Here is a 21,342-nt window from a genome sequence, read left to right as displayed (position 1 = left end):
GTAATTATGAAGAAGTATATAATCGCATTCTTACTCTTAGCAATCGCTCTCGTAGGATGTAGTCAAACTGAAAAAAAAGAAAAAACCTTAAGTGAAAACGGACAAGCTGCTAAAGTTTATCTTGAAGAAATGGGATATGAAGTGGAAGAGGTGGATAAAGAAGGAACTCAGGAACTTTCTAAGAAGGATTTGCTTACAAAGGATGCTCAGCAAGTTTGGGCGGTTCAATACAAGGAACCGGATGAATTTTTAGGCAAGAAGATTGATACAGTAGGGTTCACCGTAAAAAATCATCCTCTTGATGATCGTTATCGGGAGGGGAAAACAAAAGTCACCGTTTTTCTCGTTAATGGAGAAGTAATTGGAGGTTGGTCTTATCCAATTGCCAGCACACCACTCGCTAGCCCGCCATATTCTTTAGACGGTAAAACCGCAGAAGAAGTAAAAGGGGATTACTTTAAATGGCTGGATGAGATAGAGGGTAAGTATTCGGAATAGTATTGTGCAGGTGCTTTATAGGGTGCTAGGCAGTTTGTTTTGGGGTGCCTGGCACCACCCGAATTTTGTCGAATGACTTTAAAACATGCCATTTTCATTTGGGGAATCCTCTGGTAATGCTTGTCCGATATCCCACATTTCAACAATCTTGTCCTTTTGGAATCGAAAGATATGTACTAGCCCACTGCCAAGGTCGTCAGGATTTTGTTTTAGGTAAGAATATACTGCTACTTGATCATCTTCTTGTATAGCAAGTATAACCTCAAGGCTTTTGTTAGGATTTTGCGTTGCATCCTCTTCCATTGCAAGCATGAGCGATTCTGCGTCCCCCTTGAAATAAGGGTTGTGGTGACTAAAGTTAGAACCGACAAATTGTGCGTATGCTTCTCGAATTTTCCCTGAGGCTATCTGCTTTAGAAAAGAAATCGCCATCTCTTTTTTGTTAATATTCTGTCGATCTGCATGCATTTTCAACATCCTTTCCATCACATACCAATACTTTTTTTGAAAAAATAGAGGTCTTCTACAATATTATACCAACTTTCAAGACCGTTAAAATTGTAAATGTTTAATTCATACAGTATACACAACTAAACAACAAAACAATTTAGTAATTCGAAATATTAAATCCTTAGAGATATTTAAGTATTTAAACATTCATGGCAATTCTGCATGTGTTGAGCTTTCTATAAATATGTAAAGGAGTGGTCTCATTTTGATAAACCCAATTCAAAACAAGACAAATACTATTTTTGTTCATGTAAGTAATTTAAAGAAGTCGGCAAAATGGTATGGAAAATTACTCAATCAAGAAGTGGACGTTTCAGAGGTAACAAGACCTGTATATAATATCCAAATGAATCAGTATACTGGTCTAACATTGGATGCTGGACCTGCTGATCAAGAGAAGAAAATAATACCAATTGCTTACCCATTGTTTAATTTTCATACAGAGGATATCCATCAAGCTTTTAACTACATAAAAGAGTTAGGCTATCAAATAGAATCCGATATTGTAGAATTTGATGACTTCGCATACTTCAATATTAGCGATCCCGACCATAACATCATTATGATTTGTAACGGCTAGAAAGAAAAATACGTAATAAAAGTCCATTACGATCCCGTAATGGACTTTTCCATAGCCTTATTTATCCTCTTTAAAATCTGAAGAATCGGTATAATCATAACGAAATCCATCTTTCTGAGCAGAGCCCTTTCCCTTTTTAGTGACTTGATCCATGTTTTTATTTGTCCCTTGTCTATTATTGTTTTTCATTTCAAATGCCTCCTAATCTTGTTATTCCTCTATTTTTCCAAAAAATTATTGGACTATGCACCGTTCGGATGTAACGAATATGCTGCTACTTCGTCTAATGGAAAAAAAGGAGGCGTATTTAGATGAAAAAGAAAATGGTTTTGCTCCTTTTATTAATCGTTACCTTTGTGTCGGTGTTTTTTTATGCACCATTTATGAAATCGTATGCATGCTCGTGTGTGCCACCGGGTGCACCAGTGGAAGAAATGAAAGAAAGCTCGGCCGTTTTTTTAGGAAAAGTAACGGAAATTGCCAATAAAGATAGGGGTAGCCTTACCTTTCCTCCAGATATTGAGCAAGTAGCAGTTCAATTTGAGGTAGAGAAGAGTTGGAAAGGATTAAATCAAAAAGAAGTTGTCGTTTATACCGCATCCAATTCTGCTAGCTGTGGTTTCGAATTTGAGGTTGGGAGAGAATATTTGGTTTATGCTTCTGAGGGAGAAGGAAACCTCCAGACAAGCTACTGCACTCGCACAGCTCAGCTTGAAATGGCCGATGAAGACATTGCCGAGCTTGGTGAAGGGAAACAAATAACGGAGAAGGAAGCCAAGACAAAGTACGAGACTTCGGTTGAAAACAGTGGCAATACAGGTGTAATTTACCCTGTTGCCGTTGGGATTGGGATATTACTCCTAACTGGAATTGTTTTTTTTAGAATGAAGAGAAAACATTAATTCTATGTATGAGATGAATGGAAAAGGATTGTCTTTTCGAATGAGACGACCCTTCCCTTAAAATGACTTTGAAACGGATTTTTACTATACAATGTCTACGAATTCCGCATTTGCAGCTTTCGCCAAATCCTGTGGTGATAGTTTGAGTTGTAAGCCAATTTTTCCTGCGCTTACTATCATAAATTCAAGCGATTCTGCTGAAGCATCCAGATAGGTTGGAAATAATTTTTTCATTCCAATTGGTGAACATCCACCGCGCACATAGCCAGTAATGTTAAGTAGTTCTTTGACTGGAATCATTTCAACCTTCTTCTGACCTACTACTTTAGCCGCTTTCTTTAAATCCAATTCCTCTGCAACTGGTACGACAAATACATAATATTGATTTGTGCTTGAAGTAGCGACTAATGTTTTATATACATACTCAACGGAATAGCCGATTTTTTCTGAAACCGAGATACCGTCTACTGATTCGGCATCCTGTATTTCGTAATGTAACAATTCATATGCTATTTTTTGCCTTTCAATCATACGAACAGCATTCGTTTTGTCCCCTTTTTTCGCCATCCTAATCCACCTTTCCTATTCAAACAGCATTCAATATCTTCTTCTATTTTAAAGGTTACTTTCCCTTTATATCCACAAATTCAAGATTCCATTCTCTATATTAATCAAGCCTTAACGGATGAATTAGCATCTGTTTTTTTGGAGGTTGATCCTTTTACTTGCTTTAATGTAGCTACGATTAAAAAGCTTACAATGATTAGTAAGAGCCAAGAGCTAAGCTTTCCGAGATGAACGAGACTCCAAGAATCCCGTTGGTTCGGGTATTCCCATGCACCAAAAAAGGTCGCAATGTTTTCTGCGATCCAGATAAAAAATCCGATTAATATAAAGGATAGTACGATTGGCATACGATACCGTTTCCCATTCACCTTGTAAGATACCGAAGCTTGCCAAAAGACCAGAACGACCAGTCCAGCTAACCAATAGCGTATGTCTATCCAATAGTGGTGAGTGAAAAAGTTTAAGTATATTGCTGCTGCAAGTGGAACGACAGCCCAAAAGGGTGGCCAGTTAATAAGTTCTATGTTCAGTCTTCGCCATGCTTGACAAAGATAGCTTGCTACACTCGCATACATAAATCCGCTATACAAAGGCACGCCAAAAATTTTAAAGTTTCCTTCCTCTGGATAAGCCCACGATCCCATATGAACCTTGAAGATTTCAAGTGCTAGACCGATAATGTGGAATAATGTAATAACCTTTAATTCATCTCGTGTTTCCAGTCCAGAATGAACCATGAACCACTGCATGATTATGCAGATTAGAAGCAACCAGTCATAGCGTGGTAGAAGGGGGAGGGATATCAATTGTGTAATAGCCAAAGAGGCAAAAATAACGACGGGAAACAAGCATGATAGAGCTTGCTCCCATCCAAAATGAACAAGTTGTTTCATCGCATTCATCGCCTATGCATCCTTTACTTTTTTGAAAGTATGTATATTGAAAAAGGGGCATATCCTTCTTTTAGATTCGCCCCTCTTCTTGGTTTGTTGCTCTATTTGTTAAAGTCTTCTTCACTTCTATATTCTAATAAGTCCCCGGGCTGGCATTCTAATGCCTTACAGATTGCGTCTAACGTAGATAGTCTAATTGCTTTGGCTTTGCCATTTTTTAAAATAGATAGGTTAGCCATTGTAATGCCAACCTTCTCGGAAAGCTCTGTTACACTCATTTTTCGTTTTGCCAACATAACATCGATATTAATGATAATTGCCATTGTTCTCACCTCAAACCGTTAGATCATTTTCTGATTTTATTTTGATCGCCTCTTGTAAAAGCCTTTGGAGAACTGCCGCGAATACTGCAATGACCATTGAAGCAAAAACAGGAATCATCCCAATAATTATGAGGCCTGGAGCATCGTCTAGCTCAGCAACCATATAAACAAATGGCAAAATACACACATACAAGCAACTAATGATTACCGCACAGATTTTAATATTTTTTAAAGCCTTTACGGATAAATTAGAGAAAGCAAGGTTTTTGTCGATATAGCTTAAAAGCTTAAAGGCTTGGTACAACGCAATAAAATATGGAACTATAGATACATAAATACCTACAAAAATCGGATAGAGTATATGGTCATAATCTGGATTAAACGGATTATTAATTAAAAAATATAACCCATATAGACCTAATGCAAGAACTGGAATTCCCATCAGAATTACCGTTACTTTTAAAAATAACGTCGTTCCTTGTTTCATAAATAAGCACCTCTTTAATTTATACTTCGTTATTGATTATAGGAATATATTTATCGTTTGTCAATAAATAATTGATGTTTATAGAAAAAATATTATTGTTCCAAGTATTTGTTTGGTTGTATTTTGTTAAACTGAATATTATCATTTGTATATCAACATTCGATAAAATAAGGTCAATAGTACGGATATAAAAAAGGAGCACAAACCTATGGCTACAGAAAAACTATATTATGAAGATCCTTACATACGAAATTTTCATGCTCAACTTGTCGAAAACGGAGTAGATGAAAATGGCCGCCACTATGTCGTCCTAGATAAAACGGCATTTTATGCAACAGGTGGAGGGCAACCAAATGATACTGGGATGATAAATAACGTCCCTGTTTATGATGTGGAAGAAGTAGACGGAGAAATAAGGCATTTTATCCAAACTCCAATTGAGGAGAAGGAATGTAGTGGAGAGATTGATTGGGAAAGACGATTCGATCATATGCAGCAGCATGCAGGACAGCATATTTTATCAGCAGCTTTTGAAGAAATGTATGGCTATAAAACGGTAAGCTTTCATTTAGGTGAGGAAACGTGTTCGATTGATTTGGAGGTACAAGCACTAGGCGTCGAGGAAGCAAGCCGTGTGGAGGAGCGAGCAAATGCGATACTTTTGGAAAATCGTCCTATTGAAGTGAAGTGGGTAACAACAGAGGAAGCGAGCAGATTGCCATTAAGAAAGGCTTTATCGGTGACTGATAACATACGCCTTGTGATTATTCCAGAATTTGATTACAACGGCTGTGGTGGAACCCATCCAAGCACTACCGGACAGGTAAGCACTATAAACATTTTGCACTGGGAGAAGCAAAAGAAAAATTATCTTCGTATTTATTTTGTTTGTGGCAACAGAGCTCGAAAACAGCTTCATGAAAAGCATCGTGTGATCCAACAGCTGACGGGATTATTAAATGCCCCACAGGATAAACTGGCTGATGCTGCAATCCGAATTCTCGACGAACAAAAAGACTTAAAGAAAGAAATGAGTGCGTTAAAATTCACTTTGTTGGAAGAAGAGGCAAATAGGCTTGCAGAGCAGGCAGAAGAGAAAAAGCACTACCGCTTCGTAGAGAAGATTTTTACAGATAAGCCTATGGGAGAACTTCAACAATTGGCGAAGAATGTAACAGAGAAAACGAGCCGAGGAGTCGTCCTTTTCATGAGCCATAAGGATGACAGGCTTCAATTTGTCTGCGCAAGAAGTAAGGATATCGATATTCGAATTAACGAAGTAGTAAAAGCGCTGTTACCTGTAATCAATGGTAAAGGTGGAGGGAGCCCAATGATTGCCCAAGGTGGGGGAGATCCGCTTTTATCTCCAGAAGCATTTGCAGAAAAATTAGTTGAGGCAATCGAAAACGTGTTAGCTGAGACGGTTTAGTTGCCGAAGAGAATGCCAGGAGCCTTCCTCCTGACCTTCTCTTCTATAAAAAGTTTTATAGGACATCTGAAAATGATTGTCTTCTAGCAAGCCAGTTTGCAAAAATAAATATAAGCGCATAAATTGGTAGAGAGTATGTGTAGCGCCAATCATTTAATACATAATAACCAGCCCAAACAAATAGGGGTTCACCAAGATACGCAGTTAAAGCACCAAAAAATATCCCCTTTTTCCAGGCTGCAATATGAGGTTTGGTTTGAATTAAAAACATTATGCAAACGGGCAGCATACAAAAGTTAAATGGTAACCATGCTGGAAAAGAAGGCGTTTCCTTACCTGTGTAATACCAAAGACCAAGTGCTGTCCCTATATAGTCTAAGCATAAGGAAATGAGCATGACAGCAACACCTGCGTAAAGCAGGCGATGTGTACTTTTCTTCTTTCGATAATAGCTCCAAAATATCCACGGACCTACAGCGAGAATAACAGAAACCCACCAATCCCAGCGAAGAAAGGTCTCATTTAACCAAAATCGACCATACTCTTCATGGAGATGATGAAATTCTTCAAATAATTGTCCTACCCTTTCGGCTTTTTCCTGTTTCTCCATGTTTTTCATCCTTTGTGCCTAACTCAGTCTTAAAAAGCAAACGTATGATTCCCAATCACTGTAGAAACGGTTCGGCTTTTAAGATAGGTGCTAGAAGTTTTATCGGGATTGTAAAAAAATAATGCACCGTTTGTTGGATCCTCACCATTAATGGCCCGTTTCGCTGCCTCGATATTTTCTTCATTTGGTACGGCTTTATATATTGCTCCAGTTGCTGCTGGGGTAAATTGATAGTAACCGTAGCTTTTTTCAAGTAATACATCTTTAACAGTGTTCGGAAATAACGGACTTTCTACACGATTCATAATCACAGCACCGATTGCAATTTGCCCCTCTAAGGATTCCCCTCTTCCTTCGCTATAAATCATCTTTGCGAGCCACTCTACATCCTCTTGGTTAACTTCGGATTTTTGTTCAGATGGTGTTACCTGGGATTCGGACGGAGCAAGTGTCACACTAGAAGGAATGGTTAAGGCTTGTCCAATTTGTAGCTGATTTGACGACATCCCGTTCGCCTGTTTAATTGCATCCACTGAGGTGCCATGCCGTTTTGCGATATCATATAGTGTGTCCCCAGCAACAACCTGGTAAGTTGTCGATTGAGTTGGTGCTACTATGTCTTTACCATTAGGAATGGTTAAGGCTTGTCCAATTTGTAAATGGTTTGACGTTAATCCGTTCGCTTGCTTGATTGCATCAACCGTCGTTCCACTCCGTTTCGCAATATCATAAAGTGTGTCCCCAGCAACAACCTGGTATGTTGACGATTTCGTTGGCGCTACTATTTCCGTGCCATTAGGAATGGTTAAGGCTTGTCCAATTTGTAAATGGTTTGATGTTAATCCATTTGCCTGCTTGATTGCATCAACCGTCGTTCCGCTCCGTTTCGCAATATCATATAACGTATCACCGGCAACAACCTGGTAAGTTGTCGATATGGTTGGAGCTGCTATGTCATTACTATTAGGAATGGTTAAGGCTTGTCCGATTTGTAAATGGTTCGATGATAATCCATTCGCTTTCTTTATTGTGTCCACGGTTGTGTCGTACCGTTTCGCTATGTTATAGAGTGTATCCCCAGGAAGTACAGTATAGGATGAAGTGGTTTTTTGCGATTGGGCTGTAGTAGTTTCAGCAGCAGATGCTTGTAAAGTAGGCAACGTGCCCAATCCTAGCGTTGTTAATACCATTGCACCAGCCATAATTTTAATCGACTTAATTTTTAATTTAGGAAATTTTTGCTTCACAAAACTCCTTGCGTCTTGTTTGATATTGGACTGGTCTGCATTAGTGGGACTTCCCAATTCATTCGCAAACTCTGTTAAGCGTTCATTTAGATATAAAATGACTTCGATTCCTTCAGCTGTTTCGTTTAATTTGTAATGAGTAAATGGCTCCATTCTTTTTATCATCCTTTTTATGATGTGATATTCCTTGATTGGTTGACTAAAAAAAGACAGATAGAAAGCTCAGTTTATTTTTTACTATTCCCACACGTAATCACTTTTACAATAAAAATATAGGAGGTATTGGTAAATAGGAGGCTGTCAATAGATTAAGTTGTATATCACAAATGCTTTTTTGTTTTTCTGCAATTCCTAAACTACGTCAATAATTAGCAACTTTACAAGCACCTTCTCATACTATAGTTTGGGGGTGAGGAAATGCCTAGAGTAAAGTACAAAAGCTCGGATGTGTCCTTAATGGCACGGATGATGAGGGCAGAGGCTGAAGGTGAAGGGAAATTAGGAATGTTATATGTAGGGAATGTTATAGTGAATCGCCTTAAAGCGAATTGTTTAGATTTTAAGGATTTACGTACTGTGGAACAGGTTATTTTTCAGGTGCAAGGGGGTAATTATTCATTTGAAGCTGTTCAAAAGGGGAATGTTTTTTATCAAAGGGCGAGAGAAGCTGAAAAAAGATTAGCGAAACAAAACCTGGATTATTGGAGACAGCACCCAGGCAAATATGCGCTCTGGTACTTTAATCCATATGCACCATGCCCACCGACGTGGTATAACCAACCATTTGCTGGTCAATTTAAAAATCATTGTTATTATGAGCCGCAAGCTGGGACATGTGATAGTGTATACACTGGTGGTTAAGGTTAATGTTATCCAACTCTTTTCGAATTCAAGGTAAAGAGAGTATGCATTTTTACATAACATACTCTCTTAGATCAGCTTATTCTTAATATATCAAGTCTTCGAATTCCTCCAGTGGCATCAAATCAGCTGTTGTGGGATCGATCGAAAACTGAACGGGTTTATTTAAGCTGTTATAAATTTCTTTCATAGCTACGCTTACCTTTATTTCACCTATTTGGATATTTTGAATCGAAACATCCGCGTCTAACATAATCTCTTGAAGCTCTTCGCCATCTACTTTTGCTATCAATTTAAACTTGTCCACCTCAAAATTCTCAAACATGGAATTGACTTCGGTTTCGATAAAAGCTAAGATTTCTTCACTAGTTGTCGCCGATTCTGGGTTAGCATCATTCTCAACTCTTAACATGATGTCAAAGTAGAGATCTTTTAAATCTTCTTTTGTTAACTGAACAGCATAGAAATGTTTGCCATCGTTATAGAAGGAATCTTCCCCTTTTTCTTTTATTATTTGAAGAATAGAGTCCTTTAAGTATTGTTGGAATGTTTTTAAATTTATATCTTGGTGTACCACACTAGCTACGTCACTAATGTCCATCTCCACAATTTTACCCTTATAATCTTCTGTAAGACCTAATATTGGTCCCAAGTTATCCACAACACTATCTATGTTCATATAGGCAACATTATTTTTTCTATCTTCCAAAACCGGTATAGTCAAGTCCAGTTGAAAAGGATTAACTTGTCCTTTAATGAAATAGGTATATTCTATTTTATCTTTTTCTTTTCGATATTTACGATTCATTTTCAAGTCCAAATTATTCAACATGTCTAAATATACATTACTCGTAGTCGCTCGCGGTTCCTTTTCAAGTTCCACGGATACATCCACTAAATCGGTAATATCGTACGTTTCTAAATCCATCACAGATGTTAAGGCATCCACGAAAATTTCCTTATTCGTCCTCTTTTCGCTACAAGCAGATAATAAAAAAGTAAATAATAGCATGATAATAAAATACTTTCTCAACGATGCATACCCCCTTTTGTCTATTCTTGTATATATTAGCATAGAGAGTAAGGAGAGTCTGAAAATTTTTAATTTGGTATTCCATTTCAGCAAATTTCGAAATTGCTCGGTCGTTCATCCTTGTGTGAGCATACAAGGAACTGCTACTGATAATATAAAGATAGGGGGAATAGAAGAAGGAAGCATAAATAAAATTCAAACAGGACAGTTTAAAAAATAAAAGGAAAAATTATTATGGTTGTACTTTCCCTTTCTATTATTTTGTTTAATTTTATAGCTTGGAAAATAAATAGATTTCCTATGTTACGGGTTGTACATATATGGACATTTACAATCGCATTTCAAATGCTATTTGATATTATTATTGAATTTAAATATCAAGCTTATTGGTATTTTGATAAGGGAATCGATTTATTTGGATTCCTAGGACACACGTTGTTAATACCTCCTGTAAACATAATGCTGTTAAATTGGTTTCCTTTTCATACGAGTTTAATTAAGAAGGCTATGTTTATTATAGCTTGGACATTTGCAATTATGATTTATGAAATCCTAGCTTCGCTTCCTGAGCCATGGGGGTTCTTTCATTATGGATGGTGGAAATTATGGTATGAGATTATTGCGCTTCCTATTCTTTTATTCATTTTATTAGGCTATTATAAATGGATTTATATCTTAGAAAAGCGAGAAATGAGATAAAGATGAGTCTCTAAGGTGATTATAGGATATAGTCGCCTCTTTCTGTTCGAGAGGGGTTCATAGAGCCCGCAAACTACAACAATCCACTTCACCGGATATAAATAATACCTAGAGCTCGGAGAACAGTAGAAAACAAGGGGGAATACCAATAAGAAAAGGCGTCCAAAAAATGGCAACAACAAGTAGACATAATAAATTCATGCCATTACGTCCTCTCCATACAGCTTGTTTAATTAACTTCTTCACTATCGTCAATAATGTCATCCTCATCCATAATTCGAAATCCTCTCGAGCGACATTTTCCGCGTCTACTACTGCAGGATCCACACTTTCCGCATACTAGCCACCCGCACGTATCGCATGCAGGATTCGTAGAACTATCCAATCTATTACTACATTTTGGACATAGGTAGCTATAGGGAACAAGGTATCGTTCATGAATACATTTTATGATAATATCCTTATACCTTCGTTTCCTAAGGACAACATACCAGGAAGGATCGGGCTTACTGCTTTTCCCGATGATAATTCCCACATCTTCATCTAAGGTTGATTTCACTACTTGCCCTTGTCTAAACCTCTCCACTGTATTCAACCCCACAATTGTTTTCTTCAAATTATGCAACTAGTATATGGCATATGACAAAATTCTGTGCGCATTTCGCAAAAGGATAGTCATTTTGTCCAAATGTAATACAAGGAATACGTAATTCGTTTGAAGCATTAGAAAGTTTCGCTTTTTGCTATTCAGACTTTGAATTATACTAGTATTACGAAATACACGTGGATATAAAGAGGTGTTAAAGGTGTATCAGCTGATTGTATGGGGAATGCTGGGATTTGCATTTGTTATTTTTGTATTATTTTTTTATTTGGTTTTAAAAGAAAGGGTACTTGCTTCGAGGTGGATGAAAAAAAGACGACTGAAATGGATTGTGAAGCACAAGCGATTTGAAAGCATTCAAATGATTGCGGAAGAGCCGGAGCCTGGATTTGGTTTTCCATTGTCAATTACGGACGTGGAGGATTTTGTACAAGAAGCACGAAGAAAACGTCCTGCGGCAGTTCAAGGAGTTGAAACAATCCGATTACGGAACCGTCCTGATGCATTGTCGCTTAGTGTATATGGAGCTTACCATAGCTTCCAATCCTATCGTTCATCTCAAGGGGCAACCATTGATTTATATCCTCTTAGCAAGGACGGGGAATATTATCGGATGTATCTTTTTTACAAAGACTTAGAAAAAAGATTTCCGGTACAGGATGACATTCAGGATAGACCTTATATTTTGATAACAGAGGAGCAGGCCAAAAAAGAGCTGCTGCACACGCTAGGTCATGAATTTGGACACAGTTTAATTTACAATCTAGATAAAAAGCTACACGGAGATGATATTGAAAGACAATGTAATGCCTGGGCAAAGCAGTTTGGCTGTGAAACATTATCGTATGCAGACCGAAAGAAGTACATGGTTTATAAGGGTGGCATGAGAATAGGTACATTAGAAGAAGTAGTATAAATGTGCGTTGGGAGAGTGATTTAGTATGTGTGGGATTTGCAAATATGATAGAAGTAAATGAGGACTGGGTCGATTCCATTGCAAATATGGTGCTATAAATGCTACGTCTCTTATTTAGGAGCATACGTAGATTAGGGCAGATCTTCAAGCAGGAGATTGCCTTTTTTTAGGAAGTAGCTTAATAGACAGAGATTAGCTAAATTCCCCTATCGTAAAAGGAGAGAGGAAATGAATCGTTACATGAAGGGAGAAATAAAATTATTAATGCTTGTGATTGGCATCTTCTTTGCGTTAATCGTTAGTTTTTTACTTGTTTGGCTTCCATTTAAATCAGACTTCAAAGGGATAATAACAAACATACAGGAGTCTTCCTTTACTTTAGAACCAATAAGAATGGATCCAGAGGCGGAATATTTAGCATATGAAATTTTTATTGATGACAAAACGTATGTTAGCGGAATAGGGGATAAACTGGGGGATCTTAAGGATGGACAGGAAATAAAAGTTTGGGTACAGGAAGTAAATGAACGTTTACTAGCTACGAAAATAAGAATATTGGAAGAGTAATCGTTACAGCGAATAATAGCAAGCAGATTAGGAGTGATATTGTGGTTGGAATTATTGCCTTTTTATTTTATGCAGGTGGTATCATAATTGGCCTGTTCGTTCTTTATATGGTTATTGAATCTGCTGTACGAAATGGCATCAACAATTCTGTAATTGGTCAGCGTTTCACTCAGAAGCAGGATATAATGGAGGATAAAAAATCCTTTTTGGATAATGACCTAGACGATTGATATAGAGTTTTAGCTTTTCTTCATGGAGGTATTCTTTTTAGAGAGAAAACAGAAAAGTATCCCTTAAAGGATGAAAATACAATACAATTCGATTACAATAAATGTAATCATTTTTTAGGGGTGGTAGAAATGGCATTGAATATGTCTTATATTGCAGCTTCTCATGTAAAGCCTACTATTGGATAGGCGATCCTTTACATGAGTGAGATGAATTAATTGAATCGCCTATGAAAACCGATTAGGCTTTGCACCTTATTTTTTGAAACAAATTGAAATAAGGAGCTGTCTAACATGAATTATGTGAAGGCTAATGCAGTATTACCGGAAGAACTGCTAAAAGAGATTCAAAAGTATGTTCAGGGGGAAACGCTTTATATCCCAAAGCCTAAAGGAGCATATCAAAAATGGGGTGCTTGTTCTGGCGCACGTGAGTCCATTGCCAATCGAAATGCCACTATTAAGCAATCCTTTCAAAAGGGAACCTCGATTGAAGAGTTAAGTGAAGCATATTTTCTTTCACCTGAAACGATTAAAAAAATTATTTACACAAAGAGAAAATAATGATTATAAACGCGCTGGGTTTTTCTATGAGAAACCCAGCGCGTTTTATGTAGAAAACATTTTCGAATTAAAAAAACCATTTTAAATAGCTGTATTTTTTTATAAACTACATGGTAGAAACGATTGGAGTGAATATAGTGGAACCATTTATTCGTGCGGATCAATATCATTTTATTAGAAAACAAGTACAAAAGCTTGTGAATGCACACGCAACTGCAAATGACAAGGATGTGCAGAATACGGTGAAATCATTGGTCGAGGAAAGTGTATTGAAAATATTTCCAAGTATCAGTAACGAACAGGAACAGCTATTGCTACCTATTACTTCAGTAGATGATAAGGAAAAGGCAGAAAGTTTTCTGCATCGTTTACATCCATATGTACAATCCTTCCCATATTCAGAGCAAGGGATTAAGAAGTTATTTCCGAAAGAAAAAAAATTAAAGGTACCATCTATAGACGAAATAAATCTCAAGGAAATATCCTATTTAAGCTGGGTGGATCCGAACACAAATAAAAAGTTTATTGTAGCAAGAAAAGATCATAAATGGATTGGGTTACATGGCTCCTTTACGCCTTCTAATCAAAAGGGGATTTGTGCACTTTGTAAAAGTCATGAAGAAGTAGGAATGTTTCAATCGAAGGAGAAGGGAAAAGTGCAAGGAACTTTCATTAAAAGAGGAAATTATATTTGTAAGGATAGTGAAAGATGCAATCAAAATGTAACTTCGATAGATAAATTATATGAATTTATGGAGCGGTTGAAAGGGTGATAGTCATATCTCTAATTCGCGCTGGCGGAAATCGAAAGCATGAGCAATCAGTATATAGGAAAATGAAATACATCAACACATAACAAAGGGATTCGCTGCTAACACAGGAGCGAATCCCTTATCCTTAAGTAATCTTAACTGCATTCATCGACTGCTCTCTCAACCGAAATTTTTGAATCTTTCCGGAAGCGGTCATTGGATATGCATCTGTAAAGAAAATGTGTTTAGGTATTTTATGACGTGAAATCTCGCCTTCACAGAATGATTTGATTTCCTCTTCTGTTGCCGTTTCGCCTTCTTTTAAGATGATCCAAGCATGAACCTCTTCCCCATATTTTTCATCTGGAACCCCAATGATTTGGGCATCGAGAATCTTTGGATGTGTATAAAGAAATTCTTCTATTTCACGTGGATATATATTTTCTCCGCCTCGAATAATCATATCCTTCAACCTACCAGTAACTCGGCAATATCCATTCTCATCCATTACTGCAAGGTCCCCTGTATGTAGCCATCCTTCCTCATCGATTGCGTCCTTTGTGGCATCTGGATTATTATAATATCCTTTCATGACAAGGTACCCTCTGGTGCAAAGCTCTCCTTGTTCTCCATATGGTACTTCCTGATTTGTTCCTGGTTTTACTATTTTTACTTCAACATTTGGAAGTGCTCGGCCTACAGTTTCAACTCGTAATTCTAGTGGATCGTCGGTGCGTGTTTGGGTGATAACAGGAGAAGATTCGGTTTGTCCGTAGCATATGGTGATTTCCGACATATTCATCTTATGGATGACTTTTTTCATGACTTCGATTGGACAATTGGAGCCTGCCATTACTCCAGTTCGCAGTGTAGATAAGTCATACTTTTCAAAGTTCGGATGATTTAATTCTGCTATAAACATAGTGGGAACCCCGTGGAGTGCGGTACACCTTTCTTGTTCAACGGTTTGAAGCACTTGCTCTGGATCAAATTCTTGTACTGGAACCATTGTTGCTCCAACGCTCACTGCTGCTAATGTGCCGATCACACATCCGAAGCAATGGAAAAATGGAACCGGTATACATAAACGATCCTGAACGGTTATTTTCATACATTGGGCGATGTTGTACGCGTTATTTGTTAAATTACGATGACTGAGCATAACTCCCTTTGGAAATCCCGTTGTACCTGATGTGTATTGCATGTTAATAACATCATCTGAAACCATCGTACTAGAACGTATACGTAATTCCTCATCGGAAACATCCTTTGCCATTTCTAAAATATCGGACCAGTTATAGGTTCCTTTATGTTTGTTTTCGCTCAACACGACTACATTTTTTAATAAAGGTAGATTCTCAGATTGTAAGTTTCCAGGCTCACAATATTCAAGCTCAGGGCATAGCTCATAGATTGTATCGATATACGAATTTCCACGATAATCTTCAATTAAGAATAAAGTGGTAGACTCTGATTGCTTTAATAAATACTCCAATTCCTTCTTTCGATAATTGGTGTTGACGGTAACCAGCACACCACCCATCTTCCCTGTAGCAAACTGCAAGCTTACCCATTCTGGTACATTCGTTGCCCAAACTGCAACGTTTTCCCCTTTTTCAATTCCTAAAGCCATTAATCCTTTTGCAACTTCCTCACATAATGCATTAAATTGGGAGTAGGTATAACGTAACCCGCGATCAGGGTATACGAGCGCCTCGTGATTGGGCATATCGATAGCCCTTTCCGCTAAAAGCTCCCCAACTGTTTTTCGTATTAATTGACTCATCTATCGTCCTCCTTTCGAAAATTTGTAAACGTTTTCAGGTTAGAATGTGAAAGTATGAATCACTCCTTTACATAAGGTATTCAGCTGCATAATTTAAAATAGTAGGTAAAAAGAATGGTTCAGCGATAGGTCTTAATTAGAAATCTAGTACTATTAATGGAAAAAGTATGAAAAGTGGTGTTAGAGGTACTACTTGTATGTTTAGTGGTATGATTCATTTTTTAGTAGATTACCATATTCATATAATGTATTCAATCGCCCTTTGCCAATTCCCTTAATTTTTTGTTTTCGTTTGTATCTAGCTGAAATTCTATAGTAGTGTATAGAAGAGGAGTGATAATATGGACGAAACGTTAAAATTACTAATGAACCATCGCTCCGTTCGGGAATATGACTCGAACAAAAATGTGAGCGAAGAACAAGTAGATACGATTGTAAAAGCGGCAATGTCTGCTCCGAACTGGATTAATGGCCAACAAGTGACTGTAATTGAAGTTCGAGACAATGAACGAAAATCAACACTAGCTAAAGCTGCAGGCAACCAAAAATATATAGAGGAAGCACCGGTTTTCCTCGTGTTTTGCATCGATTTTTATCGTGCAAAATTAGCAGCGGAAAAACACGGTAAAGATCTTCGAGTAGTAGAGGATATGGAATCCATATTGGTTGGCTCTACTGATGTAGGTATTGCATTAGGCAGTGCTGTTGTTGCTGCTGAATCCATGAGTCTTGGTACAGTACCTATTGGAGGAATCCGCAGAAATTCCAATACCTTTGTGGAGCTTTTAGAGCTGCCCGAATATGTATTTCCGGTTGCAGGGTTATTGATTGGTTATCCGAGAACAATTCCTGCTCAAAAACCTAGACTTCCGCAGCAAGCTACTCACATGAAAGAACGCTATGATGTACAAAAACAAAAAGAAGCGATTCCGAAATATGATGACACGTTTGCTTCTTATATGTATGAACGAACCAACGGAAAAGATGCTAGTGATTGGTCCACAAAGGTTGCTAATTTCTATGAACATGGATTTGAGGCATACGAAAAAAGCACAAGTCCTACGCTAAAAAAACAAGGATTTCGATATAAGTAATCGAGCACTAATTAGGATAGAAAATGTAACCTCACAACACGCTCGAATTTTCATTGGTTGTGGGGTTTTTGTCTTTTCATAAATAACGGTAGTGTTGAATAAAAAAGATTAAGGAAATATTTGGGGGAGGTGAGATATACGATTGAGATTTAAAGGATATTTTTACACTTTCTTTTTCATTACTGTCTTTTTTGTATGGCTAGTTAAATTGGATAGCCTATCAAATATGGATCAAATTATTTACGACTGGTCCAATACATTATCCACCCCATCAACAGATTTTTTTTGGCGCATGTTTACGATTTTTGGAGATACGGAAATGCTTGCAATTCTTTCCCTTATTATCGTATTTTTCCTGTATTCGACAAAAAAGATTCAGGAAGTTATTTTATATCTCTTTCTTATGTCAACAGGAATTGTTGTTACACTCATATTAAAACGTATAATGAAGGTTGAACGCCCAGGTGAGGTGCATTATATTGACTTCTGGGGGTTAGGTAATAATATCGTTTCCTATAGTTTTCCAAGTGGGCATGCAATGAAGAGTCTGCTCTTGTTTGGATTTATCGTTTGGATTGTACATACATTTTATCGGAATCAAAAATACATACCTTATTTAAAGATGGTGCTTGTACTTTTTATCCTTCTCTGTGGTTTAGGGCAAGTTTTTCTACAATCCCATTATCTAAGTGATGTTATTGGTGGTTATTTAATTGGGATGACTTGTATATTCCTTTCATTATGGCTGTACACACGCAGGAAGAATCAAATTACATTTTGTACATAAATCTGTTTTTTTTATCCTTTCCTAAATGGATGCCTATTACCCCATTTCTCATTAACTCAAGCTTATACGTAGTAATAAATGTAGCGGATGAGAGTTTAGCTGGTAAGGTAAATTAAAGGTAACCTTTTAAGAAAGGAGTTTTTTCTATGGAACAAAACAAACAACAACAAGTTTTGAATCAAATAAACCAAATTGCAAAACAATTAGAGGAACAAGAGGCACAGAATGCCCAAAAGCTGCAACAAGGCCAACAATTTGGTGCACAGCAGCAAATGGCTAATCTAGAGCAGAATGCCGCTCAACAATTAAGTAAGGTGCAAAACCTTGTTCAACAAAGCCAAACGGAGCAAAGCTATACAGCATCAACTGGTGCATCCCAATCTGTATTCCAACCAGGGTTTGCAGGAACAAATGCAGAGGAAGTAAAACAGCAAAATCAACAATCTCAAAATGGTGGAAGTCCATTGCAATAAAGGGAAAAAGGGGCAGTTCGATTAACTGTCCCCTTTTTTAGATAATCCTTCGGTAAATATTCGCTCACTAATCAAACGAAGAAATTCAGACCATTTTTCTTGAAATTGTGGATCACAAGCTTCCATGCCCGTAATCATCTTGGTTACGTTACTGTATAGAAGTGGATAGATTGTGATACTTGAAATAAATAATGTTAACAATGCAGGGTCTAATTCCGCAGGGACTAATTCCAACTCCTGCTTTATTTTCATATCTTTTACATAGGAATGTAAGACCTTGGTTCGACTTTCTTCTCCGTTAGAATTTTTTGGGAGATCTTCAACTGCTTCCCATGCGGTAAATTTTAAAAACTCCATTAAATGCTCCACGTTTACTTTAAAACGAAAATCAGCAATTTCCACTGGATTAGCAGGTAATGTTAAATTTGTGGTAGGGACAGATGATGCGAAATGGGCAATGGTTTCATTAATGAGGTCTTCTTTTCCTTTAAAGTAATGGTAGATCAACTGTTTGTTTAGCCCCGCACGTTTTGCTATTGATTCCACTCTTGCCCCATTATAGCCCTTTTCGAAAAATTCTATTTTCGCTGCTTCTAAAATTTTTTTTCTTGTGCGCTCGGCATCGCGTATTTTCCCCATGTTGTATCAACCTCAACTTTCTTACTACTTATCGTATTAATAACCTTATTAAAAGTCAACATAATTTACCTTTTGTTAAATTATAACTTTACATATGGTAAATTGTATTTTATTATATGTGTAACATAACTTACCTTTTATAAAGTTAATTTAGTGAAATACGGAAAGGAAGATGAATATGTCGGTTCAAATGATTTTTGTGAATCTGCCTGTGAAAGACTTAAACAAGTCAAAGGAGTTTTTCGCGCAAGTAGGATTTACCTTTAATCCACAATTTACGGATGAAAATGCTACTTGCATGGTCATCCATGACAACATCTTTGCAATGCTTCAAGTAGAGGATTATTTTAAATCCTTTACGAAAAAGGAAATACCAAATACAGAGAATAGCTCTGAGGTAATTGTAGCCCTTTCTGTAGAAAGCCGGGAACAAGTTGACCATTATGTTAACAATGCTTTTGCTGCAGGAGGAAAGCATTCGAAAGAACCGAAAGACCATGGCTTTATGTATGAGTGGGGATTTGAGGATCTTGATGGTCATCTTTGGGAATTTATATGGATGGATTCAAAAGCGCTTGAATAAGCATATCAAGGCATAGGAGGGTATTGTGATGATTCAAAAAGTTGGCCAAATCATGATTTATGTGGATGACCAAGATGAATGTGTTCGCTTTTGGAAAGACATTATGGGCTTTCGTGTCGTGGATGATCAAGACAATGGTGAAGGAATGAGATGGATTGAAATGTCTCCAAGAACAGAATCCGTAACAACGATTGTTCTTCATAATAAAGCGTTTGTTGCAAAGATGGAACCAGATATGAACCTAGGAACACCTTCATTAATGTTCTTCACAGACAACGTTGAGCAATTACATGAACACCTTTCTAAACACGACATCACGATAGGGGAAATCATTAATATGCCTAATGGCCCAGTTTTTAATTTTGCAGACTTTGAAGGAAATTACTTTGCGGTAATGGAGAGAAAATAAACGAAGCTCATAATAGAACCGTTTGTTGGATGAAATGCTTCCAGCTAACGGTTCTTTCTGTTTTCGGTAAAACGATAAGTTGGAATGTGGCATTTAATGTTTTGCTAAGTTCACTGGACAGGATAATCGTTATCTTTATAGAATATAGAAAGAAGGATTTTCGAAGGGGTAATGATGCTTTACTAACCTATTCTAATAAGGAAGTGTTATTTAATGAATGAGTATATGGAGAGAGCAGTCGAATTGGCGCTTGCTAATGTACAGGAAGGTGGTCAACCTTTTGGTGCAGTACTCGTAAAGGACAACAACATAGTGGCTGAAGGTGTCAATGAATTACATAAAGCTTTCGACGTAAGTGGACATGCGGAAATGTTAGCAATTCGTCGAGCCCAGGAGCAATTACGCACGAATGATTTATCTGGATTTACAATGTATGCGAGTGGTGAGCCGTGCCCAATGTGCTTGACGGCGATGTATTTTATCGGAATCAATGAGATTTATTATTGCCAATCAGTGGAAGATGCCGCTCTGGCAGGATTGGGTAAGTCACAATTTATCTATCAAGAACTCAAGAAAAACAGAGAAGAACGTTCGTTGAACATGGAGCAAATATCCCTTAAGGAATTTCGAGAAAATCCAATGCTGCTTTGGAAAAAGAAAGATTAAGGAAGAATTATGAATTTCGTTGGTCTTTTATTTAAAAGATAGACAATAAGGTTTCAGAATGTTTATAGGGAGGTTTTATGAAAAAGCTTATTTTCTTTATAATCTGTATCGTTTTTATGGTTGTCACGTATTTGATTTTAACAGATGAAATAACGAGTACGAAATATGCAGGTGCTCTATCTGTTGAAGAAATAGTCGAATTGAATCCAAACGCAGACTATTTTGAATTAGATGGTGGAGTCTATATACGAGTAGAATGGGCAGATAAAAAGTCTCTTACTTTGGGGGATAAAGTAGGAGAAATTAAATCGGGAATGGCGAACAAATTACCGGATGGCACGATTATTTATTCTGCAGCGGAGCGCAGTGACATTCTAATCGCCATTTTCAATGGAAAAGAAAAGCGATATATTCCAGCGATGGGTGAATAAAAAGGAAAAAAAAGGGTGCTTATGAGAAAAATAAGGAATTATATTAAAGAGATGTTTTTAGATATGTTCGCAATGGGGAAAGGCTTTGTTTATGGTTTTGTGATGGTTGGTTTATTTGTCATTTTAGGTGGAGGGTTAATAGTTGGAATTCTGTATCTTAAAAATTTGATATTTTAAGGCAAATGGATGATTCTTAGTATTATTA

The 21,342-nt window shown here is 37.2% G+C and carries 30 protein-coding genes; 19 read left to right on the top strand and 11 right to left on the bottom strand.

What is annotated here, in order from left to right; translation table 11 throughout:
- Positions 1-6: 6 nt before the first annotated feature.
- Positions 7-498 carry a hypothetical protein gene (locus tag C1A05_RS15065; protein ID WP_102029073.1) on the top strand — a complete coding sequence of 164 codons (492 nt, stop codon included), beginning with the start codon at positions 7-9 and terminating at the stop codon, positions 496-498.
- A 78-nt stretch (positions 499-576) separates the two neighbouring features.
- On the opposite strand, the gene C1A05_RS15060 is transcribed toward C1A05_RS15065, so the two are convergent.
- Positions 577-966: a nuclear transport factor 2 family protein gene (locus C1A05_RS15060; RefSeq protein ID WP_102029072.1), complete on the bottom strand. Its 390-nt coding sequence runs from the start codon at positions 964-966 to the stop codon at positions 577-579.
- A 247-nt stretch (positions 967-1,213) separates the two neighbouring features.
- On the opposite strand from C1A05_RS15060, the gene C1A05_RS15055 reads away from it, so the two are divergent.
- Entirely contained in the window at positions 1,214-1,588 is a 375-nt protein-coding gene (locus C1A05_RS15055) for a VOC family protein (RefSeq protein WP_102029071.1), read from the top strand.
- A gap of 57 nt (positions 1,589-1,645) precedes the next feature.
- Here the strand turns inward: C1A05_RS15055 and C1A05_RS18445 are convergent, their stop codons facing one another.
- A complete protein-coding gene (locus C1A05_RS18445) occupies positions 1,646-1,777 on the bottom strand; it encodes a hypothetical protein (RefSeq protein ID WP_255398307.1) in 132 nt (43 codons plus the stop codon).
- A 122-nt stretch (positions 1,778-1,899) separates the two neighbouring features.
- Between C1A05_RS18445 and C1A05_RS15050 the strand changes: the two genes are divergently transcribed.
- A complete protein-coding gene (locus tag C1A05_RS15050) occupies positions 1,900-2,490 on the top strand; it encodes a hypothetical protein (protein ID WP_102029070.1) in 591 nt (196 codons plus the stop codon).
- Between the two features lie 84 nt (positions 2,491-2,574).
- Here the strand turns inward: C1A05_RS15050 and ybaK are convergent, their stop codons facing one another.
- The 4 genes from ybaK to C1A05_RS15030 all read right to left on the bottom strand — a co-directional run bounded on the left by ybaK (position 2,575) and on the right by C1A05_RS15030 (position 4,760).
- On the bottom strand, positions 2,575-3,057 hold the full coding sequence (gene ybaK, locus C1A05_RS15045; protein ID WP_102029069.1) for a Cys-tRNA(Pro) deacylase: 483 nt from the start codon (positions 3,055-3,057) through the stop codon (positions 2,575-2,577).
- Between the two features lie 104 nt (positions 3,058-3,161).
- Positions 3,162-3,959, bottom strand: a complete 798-nt coding sequence (locus tag C1A05_RS15040) for a DUF817 domain-containing protein (RefSeq protein WP_102029068.1) — start codon at positions 3,957-3,959, stop codon at positions 3,162-3,164.
- Positions 3,960-4,051: 92 nt separating this feature from the next.
- Positions 4,052-4,273 (bottom strand): helix-turn-helix domain-containing protein, encoded by a 222-nt coding sequence (locus tag C1A05_RS15035; protein WP_102029067.1) that lies wholly within the window; start codon positions 4,271-4,273, stop codon positions 4,052-4,054.
- Positions 4,274-4,283: 10 nt separating this feature from the next.
- Positions 4,284-4,760, bottom strand: a complete 477-nt coding sequence (locus tag C1A05_RS15030) for a DUF2975 domain-containing protein (protein WP_102029066.1) — start codon at positions 4,758-4,760, stop codon at positions 4,284-4,286.
- Positions 4,761-4,968: 208 nt separating this feature from the next.
- Between C1A05_RS15030 and C1A05_RS15025 the strand changes: the two genes are divergently transcribed.
- Positions 4,969-6,189 carry an alanyl-tRNA editing protein gene (locus C1A05_RS15025; RefSeq protein WP_102029065.1) on the top strand — a complete coding sequence of 407 codons (1,221 nt, stop codon included), beginning with the start codon at positions 4,969-4,971 and terminating at the stop codon, positions 6,187-6,189.
- A gap of 55 nt (positions 6,190-6,244) precedes the next feature.
- Here the strand turns inward: C1A05_RS15025 and C1A05_RS15020 are convergent, their stop codons facing one another.
- Complete coding sequence (locus C1A05_RS15020; protein ID WP_102029064.1) at positions 6,245-6,799, bottom strand: CBO0543 family protein; 555 nt, start codon at positions 6,797-6,799, stop codon at positions 6,245-6,247.
- Between the two features lie 29 nt (positions 6,800-6,828).
- The gene (locus C1A05_RS15015) at positions 6,829-8,199 is read right to left on the bottom strand and encodes a LysM peptidoglycan-binding domain-containing protein (RefSeq protein WP_102029063.1); all 1,371 of its coding nucleotides are present in this window, start codon (positions 8,197-8,199) and stop codon (positions 6,829-6,831) included.
- Between the two features lie 264 nt (positions 8,200-8,463).
- Here C1A05_RS15015 and C1A05_RS15010 point away from each other — a divergent pair, with 264 nt between their 5' ends.
- Complete coding sequence (locus C1A05_RS15010; RefSeq protein WP_102029062.1) at positions 8,464-8,907, top strand: cell wall hydrolase; 444 nt, start codon at positions 8,464-8,466, stop codon at positions 8,905-8,907.
- Between the two features lie 85 nt (positions 8,908-8,992).
- On the opposite strand, the gene C1A05_RS15005 is transcribed toward C1A05_RS15010, so the two are convergent.
- Entirely contained in the window at positions 8,993-9,940 is a 948-nt protein-coding gene (locus C1A05_RS15005) for a hypothetical protein (protein ID WP_102029061.1), read from the bottom strand.
- Between the two features lie 300 nt (positions 9,941-10,240).
- Between C1A05_RS15005 and C1A05_RS15000 the strand changes: the two genes are divergently transcribed.
- The 6 genes from C1A05_RS15000 (at position 10,241) to C1A05_RS14970 (ending at position 14,290) form a co-directional block, all read left to right on the top strand.
- Positions 10,241-10,639 carry a hypothetical protein gene (locus tag C1A05_RS15000; RefSeq protein WP_306373271.1) on the top strand — a complete coding sequence of 133 codons (399 nt, stop codon included), beginning with the start codon at positions 10,241-10,243 and terminating at the stop codon, positions 10,637-10,639.
- A gap of 806 nt (positions 10,640-11,445) precedes the next feature.
- Positions 11,446-12,159, top strand: a complete 714-nt coding sequence (locus C1A05_RS14990) for a hypothetical protein (protein WP_102029058.1) — start codon at positions 11,446-11,448, stop codon at positions 12,157-12,159.
- A 228-nt stretch (positions 12,160-12,387) separates the two neighbouring features.
- On the top strand, positions 12,388-12,726 hold the full coding sequence (locus C1A05_RS14985) for a hypothetical protein (protein WP_102029057.1): 339 nt from the start codon (positions 12,388-12,390) through the stop codon (positions 12,724-12,726).
- 41 nt (positions 12,727-12,767) lie between these two features.
- The gene (locus C1A05_RS14980) at positions 12,768-12,956 is read left to right on the top strand and encodes a hypothetical protein (RefSeq protein WP_102029056.1); all 189 of its coding nucleotides are present in this window, start codon (positions 12,768-12,770) and stop codon (positions 12,954-12,956) included.
- A gap of 291 nt (positions 12,957-13,247) precedes the next feature.
- Entirely contained in the window at positions 13,248-13,517 is a 270-nt protein-coding gene (locus C1A05_RS14975) for a CD3324 family protein (RefSeq protein WP_102029055.1), read from the top strand.
- Between the two features lie 137 nt (positions 13,518-13,654).
- Positions 13,655-14,290 carry a FusB/FusC family EF-G-binding protein gene (locus C1A05_RS14970; protein ID WP_102029054.1) on the top strand — a complete coding sequence of 212 codons (636 nt, stop codon included), beginning with the start codon at positions 13,655-13,657 and terminating at the stop codon, positions 14,288-14,290.
- A gap of 124 nt (positions 14,291-14,414) precedes the next feature.
- Here C1A05_RS14970 and C1A05_RS14965 read toward each other — a convergent pair whose 3' ends face one another.
- A complete protein-coding gene (locus tag C1A05_RS14965) occupies positions 14,415-16,055 on the bottom strand; it encodes an AMP-binding protein (protein WP_102029053.1) in 1,641 nt (546 codons plus the stop codon).
- A gap of 341 nt (positions 16,056-16,396) precedes the next feature.
- On the opposite strand from C1A05_RS14965, the gene C1A05_RS14960 reads away from it, so the two are divergent.
- From C1A05_RS14960 to C1A05_RS18205, 3 genes are all read left to right on the top strand, one after another.
- Entirely contained in the window at positions 16,397-17,149 is a 753-nt protein-coding gene (locus C1A05_RS14960; RefSeq protein ID WP_102029052.1) for an NADPH-dependent oxidoreductase, read from the top strand.
- A 142-nt stretch (positions 17,150-17,291) separates the two neighbouring features.
- On the top strand, positions 17,292-17,936 hold the full coding sequence (locus C1A05_RS14955; protein WP_102029051.1) for a phosphatase PAP2 family protein: 645 nt from the start codon (positions 17,292-17,294) through the stop codon (positions 17,934-17,936).
- Positions 17,937-18,082: 146 nt separating this feature from the next.
- The gene (locus C1A05_RS18205; protein WP_200816509.1) at positions 18,083-18,409 is read left to right on the top strand and encodes a hypothetical protein; all 327 of its coding nucleotides are present in this window, start codon (positions 18,083-18,085) and stop codon (positions 18,407-18,409) included.
- 21 nt (positions 18,410-18,430) lie between these two features.
- Here C1A05_RS18205 and C1A05_RS14945 read toward each other — a convergent pair whose 3' ends face one another.
- On the bottom strand, positions 18,431-19,048 hold the full coding sequence (locus C1A05_RS14945) for a TetR/AcrR family transcriptional regulator (protein ID WP_102029050.1): 618 nt from the start codon (positions 19,046-19,048) through the stop codon (positions 18,431-18,433).
- A 172-nt stretch (positions 19,049-19,220) separates the two neighbouring features.
- Here C1A05_RS14945 and C1A05_RS14940 point away from each other — a divergent pair, with 172 nt between their 5' ends.
- From C1A05_RS14940 to C1A05_RS18200, 5 genes are all read left to right on the top strand, one after another.
- Positions 19,221-19,631, top strand: a complete 411-nt coding sequence (locus tag C1A05_RS14940; RefSeq protein WP_102029049.1) for a VOC family protein — start codon at positions 19,221-19,223, stop codon at positions 19,629-19,631.
- A 28-nt stretch (positions 19,632-19,659) separates the two neighbouring features.
- Complete coding sequence (locus C1A05_RS14935; protein ID WP_102029048.1) at positions 19,660-20,040, top strand: VOC family protein; 381 nt, start codon at positions 19,660-19,662, stop codon at positions 20,038-20,040.
- Positions 20,041-20,253: 213 nt separating this feature from the next.
- Positions 20,254-20,706 (top strand): nucleoside deaminase, encoded by a 453-nt coding sequence (locus C1A05_RS14930; RefSeq protein ID WP_102029047.1) that lies wholly within the window; start codon positions 20,254-20,256, stop codon positions 20,704-20,706.
- A gap of 77 nt (positions 20,707-20,783) precedes the next feature.
- Entirely contained in the window at positions 20,784-21,137 is a 354-nt protein-coding gene (locus tag C1A05_RS14925) for a hypothetical protein (protein WP_102029046.1), read from the top strand.
- Positions 21,138-21,158: 21 nt separating this feature from the next.
- The gene (locus C1A05_RS18200) at positions 21,159-21,314 is read left to right on the top strand and encodes a hypothetical protein (protein WP_200816508.1); all 156 of its coding nucleotides are present in this window, start codon (positions 21,159-21,161) and stop codon (positions 21,312-21,314) included.
- The last annotated feature ends 28 nt before the right edge of the window (positions 21,315-21,342 follow it).

This window comes from Salirhabdus sp. Marseille-P4669 (assembly GCF_900240405.1).
Taxonomy (GTDB): Bacteria; Bacillota; Bacilli; order Bacillales; family Alkalibacillaceae; genus OEQK01.
Note: the sequence above shows the minus strand (reverse complement) of the source record. Positions and strands in the feature narration are given on the sequence as shown.

Excerpts from the sequence above, each read along its gene's own strand:
- C1A05_RS15065 (WP_102029073.1), top strand. The coding sequence starts at position 7 with ATGAAGAAGTATATAATCGCATTCTTACTCTTAGCAATCGCTCTCGTA.
- C1A05_RS15060 (WP_102029072.1), bottom strand. The coding sequence starts at position 966 with ATGCATGCAGATCGACAGAATATTAACAAAAAAGAGATGGCGATTTCT.
- C1A05_RS18445 (WP_255398307.1), bottom strand. The coding sequence starts at position 1,777 with ATGAAAAACAATAATAGACAAGGGACAAATAAAAACATGGATCAAGTC.
- C1A05_RS15050 (WP_102029070.1), top strand. The coding sequence starts at position 1,900 with ATGAAAAAGAAAATGGTTTTGCTCCTTTTATTAATCGTTACCTTTGTG.
- ybaK (WP_102029069.1), bottom strand. The coding sequence starts at position 3,057 with ATGGCGAAAAAAGGGGACAAAACGAATGCTGTTCGTATGATTGAAAGG.
- C1A05_RS15040 (WP_102029068.1), bottom strand. The coding sequence starts at position 3,959 with ATGAATGCGATGAAACAACTTGTTCATTTTGGATGGGAGCAAGCTCTA.
- C1A05_RS15035 (WP_102029067.1), bottom strand. The coding sequence starts at position 4,273 with ATGGCAATTATCATTAATATCGATGTTATGTTGGCAAAACGAAAAATG.
- C1A05_RS15030 (WP_102029066.1), bottom strand. The coding sequence starts at position 4,760 with ATGAAACAAGGAACGACGTTATTTTTAAAAGTAACGGTAATTCTGATG.
- C1A05_RS15025 (WP_102029065.1), top strand. The coding sequence starts at position 4,969 with ATGGCTACAGAAAAACTATATTATGAAGATCCTTACATACGAAATTTT.
- C1A05_RS15020 (WP_102029064.1), bottom strand. The coding sequence starts at position 6,799 with ATGGAGAAACAGGAAAAAGCCGAAAGGGTAGGACAATTATTTGAAGAA.
- C1A05_RS15015 (WP_102029063.1), bottom strand. The coding sequence starts at position 8,199 with ATGGAGCCATTTACTCATTACAAATTAAACGAAACAGCTGAAGGAATC.
- C1A05_RS15010 (WP_102029062.1), top strand. The coding sequence starts at position 8,464 with ATGCCTAGAGTAAAGTACAAAAGCTCGGATGTGTCCTTAATGGCACGG.
- C1A05_RS15000 (WP_306373271.1), top strand. The coding sequence starts at position 10,241 with ATGTTACGGGTTGTACATATATGGACATTTACAATCGCATTTCAAATG.
- C1A05_RS14985 (WP_102029057.1), top strand. The coding sequence starts at position 12,388 with ATGAATCGTTACATGAAGGGAGAAATAAAATTATTAATGCTTGTGATT.
- C1A05_RS14975 (WP_102029055.1), top strand. The coding sequence starts at position 13,248 with ATGAATTATGTGAAGGCTAATGCAGTATTACCGGAAGAACTGCTAAAA.
- C1A05_RS14965 (WP_102029053.1), bottom strand. The coding sequence starts at position 16,055 with ATGAGTCAATTAATACGAAAAACAGTTGGGGAGCTTTTAGCGGAAAGG.
- C1A05_RS14960 (WP_102029052.1), top strand. The coding sequence starts at position 16,397 with ATGGACGAAACGTTAAAATTACTAATGAACCATCGCTCCGTTCGGGAA.
- C1A05_RS18205 (WP_200816509.1), top strand. The coding sequence starts at position 18,083 with ATGGAACAAAACAAACAACAACAAGTTTTGAATCAAATAAACCAAATT.
- C1A05_RS14945 (WP_102029050.1), bottom strand. The coding sequence starts at position 19,048 with ATGGGGAAAATACGCGATGCCGAGCGCACAAGAAAAAAAATTTTAGAA.
- C1A05_RS14940 (WP_102029049.1), top strand. The coding sequence starts at position 19,221 with ATGAATATGTCGGTTCAAATGATTTTTGTGAATCTGCCTGTGAAAGAC.
- C1A05_RS14935 (WP_102029048.1), top strand. The coding sequence starts at position 19,660 with ATGATTCAAAAAGTTGGCCAAATCATGATTTATGTGGATGACCAAGAT.
- C1A05_RS14930 (WP_102029047.1), top strand. The coding sequence starts at position 20,254 with ATGAATGAGTATATGGAGAGAGCAGTCGAATTGGCGCTTGCTAATGTA.
- C1A05_RS14925 (WP_102029046.1), top strand. The coding sequence starts at position 20,784 with ATGAAAAAGCTTATTTTCTTTATAATCTGTATCGTTTTTATGGTTGTC.
- C1A05_RS18200 (WP_200816508.1), top strand. The coding sequence starts at position 21,159 with ATGAGAAAAATAAGGAATTATATTAAAGAGATGTTTTTAGATATGTTC.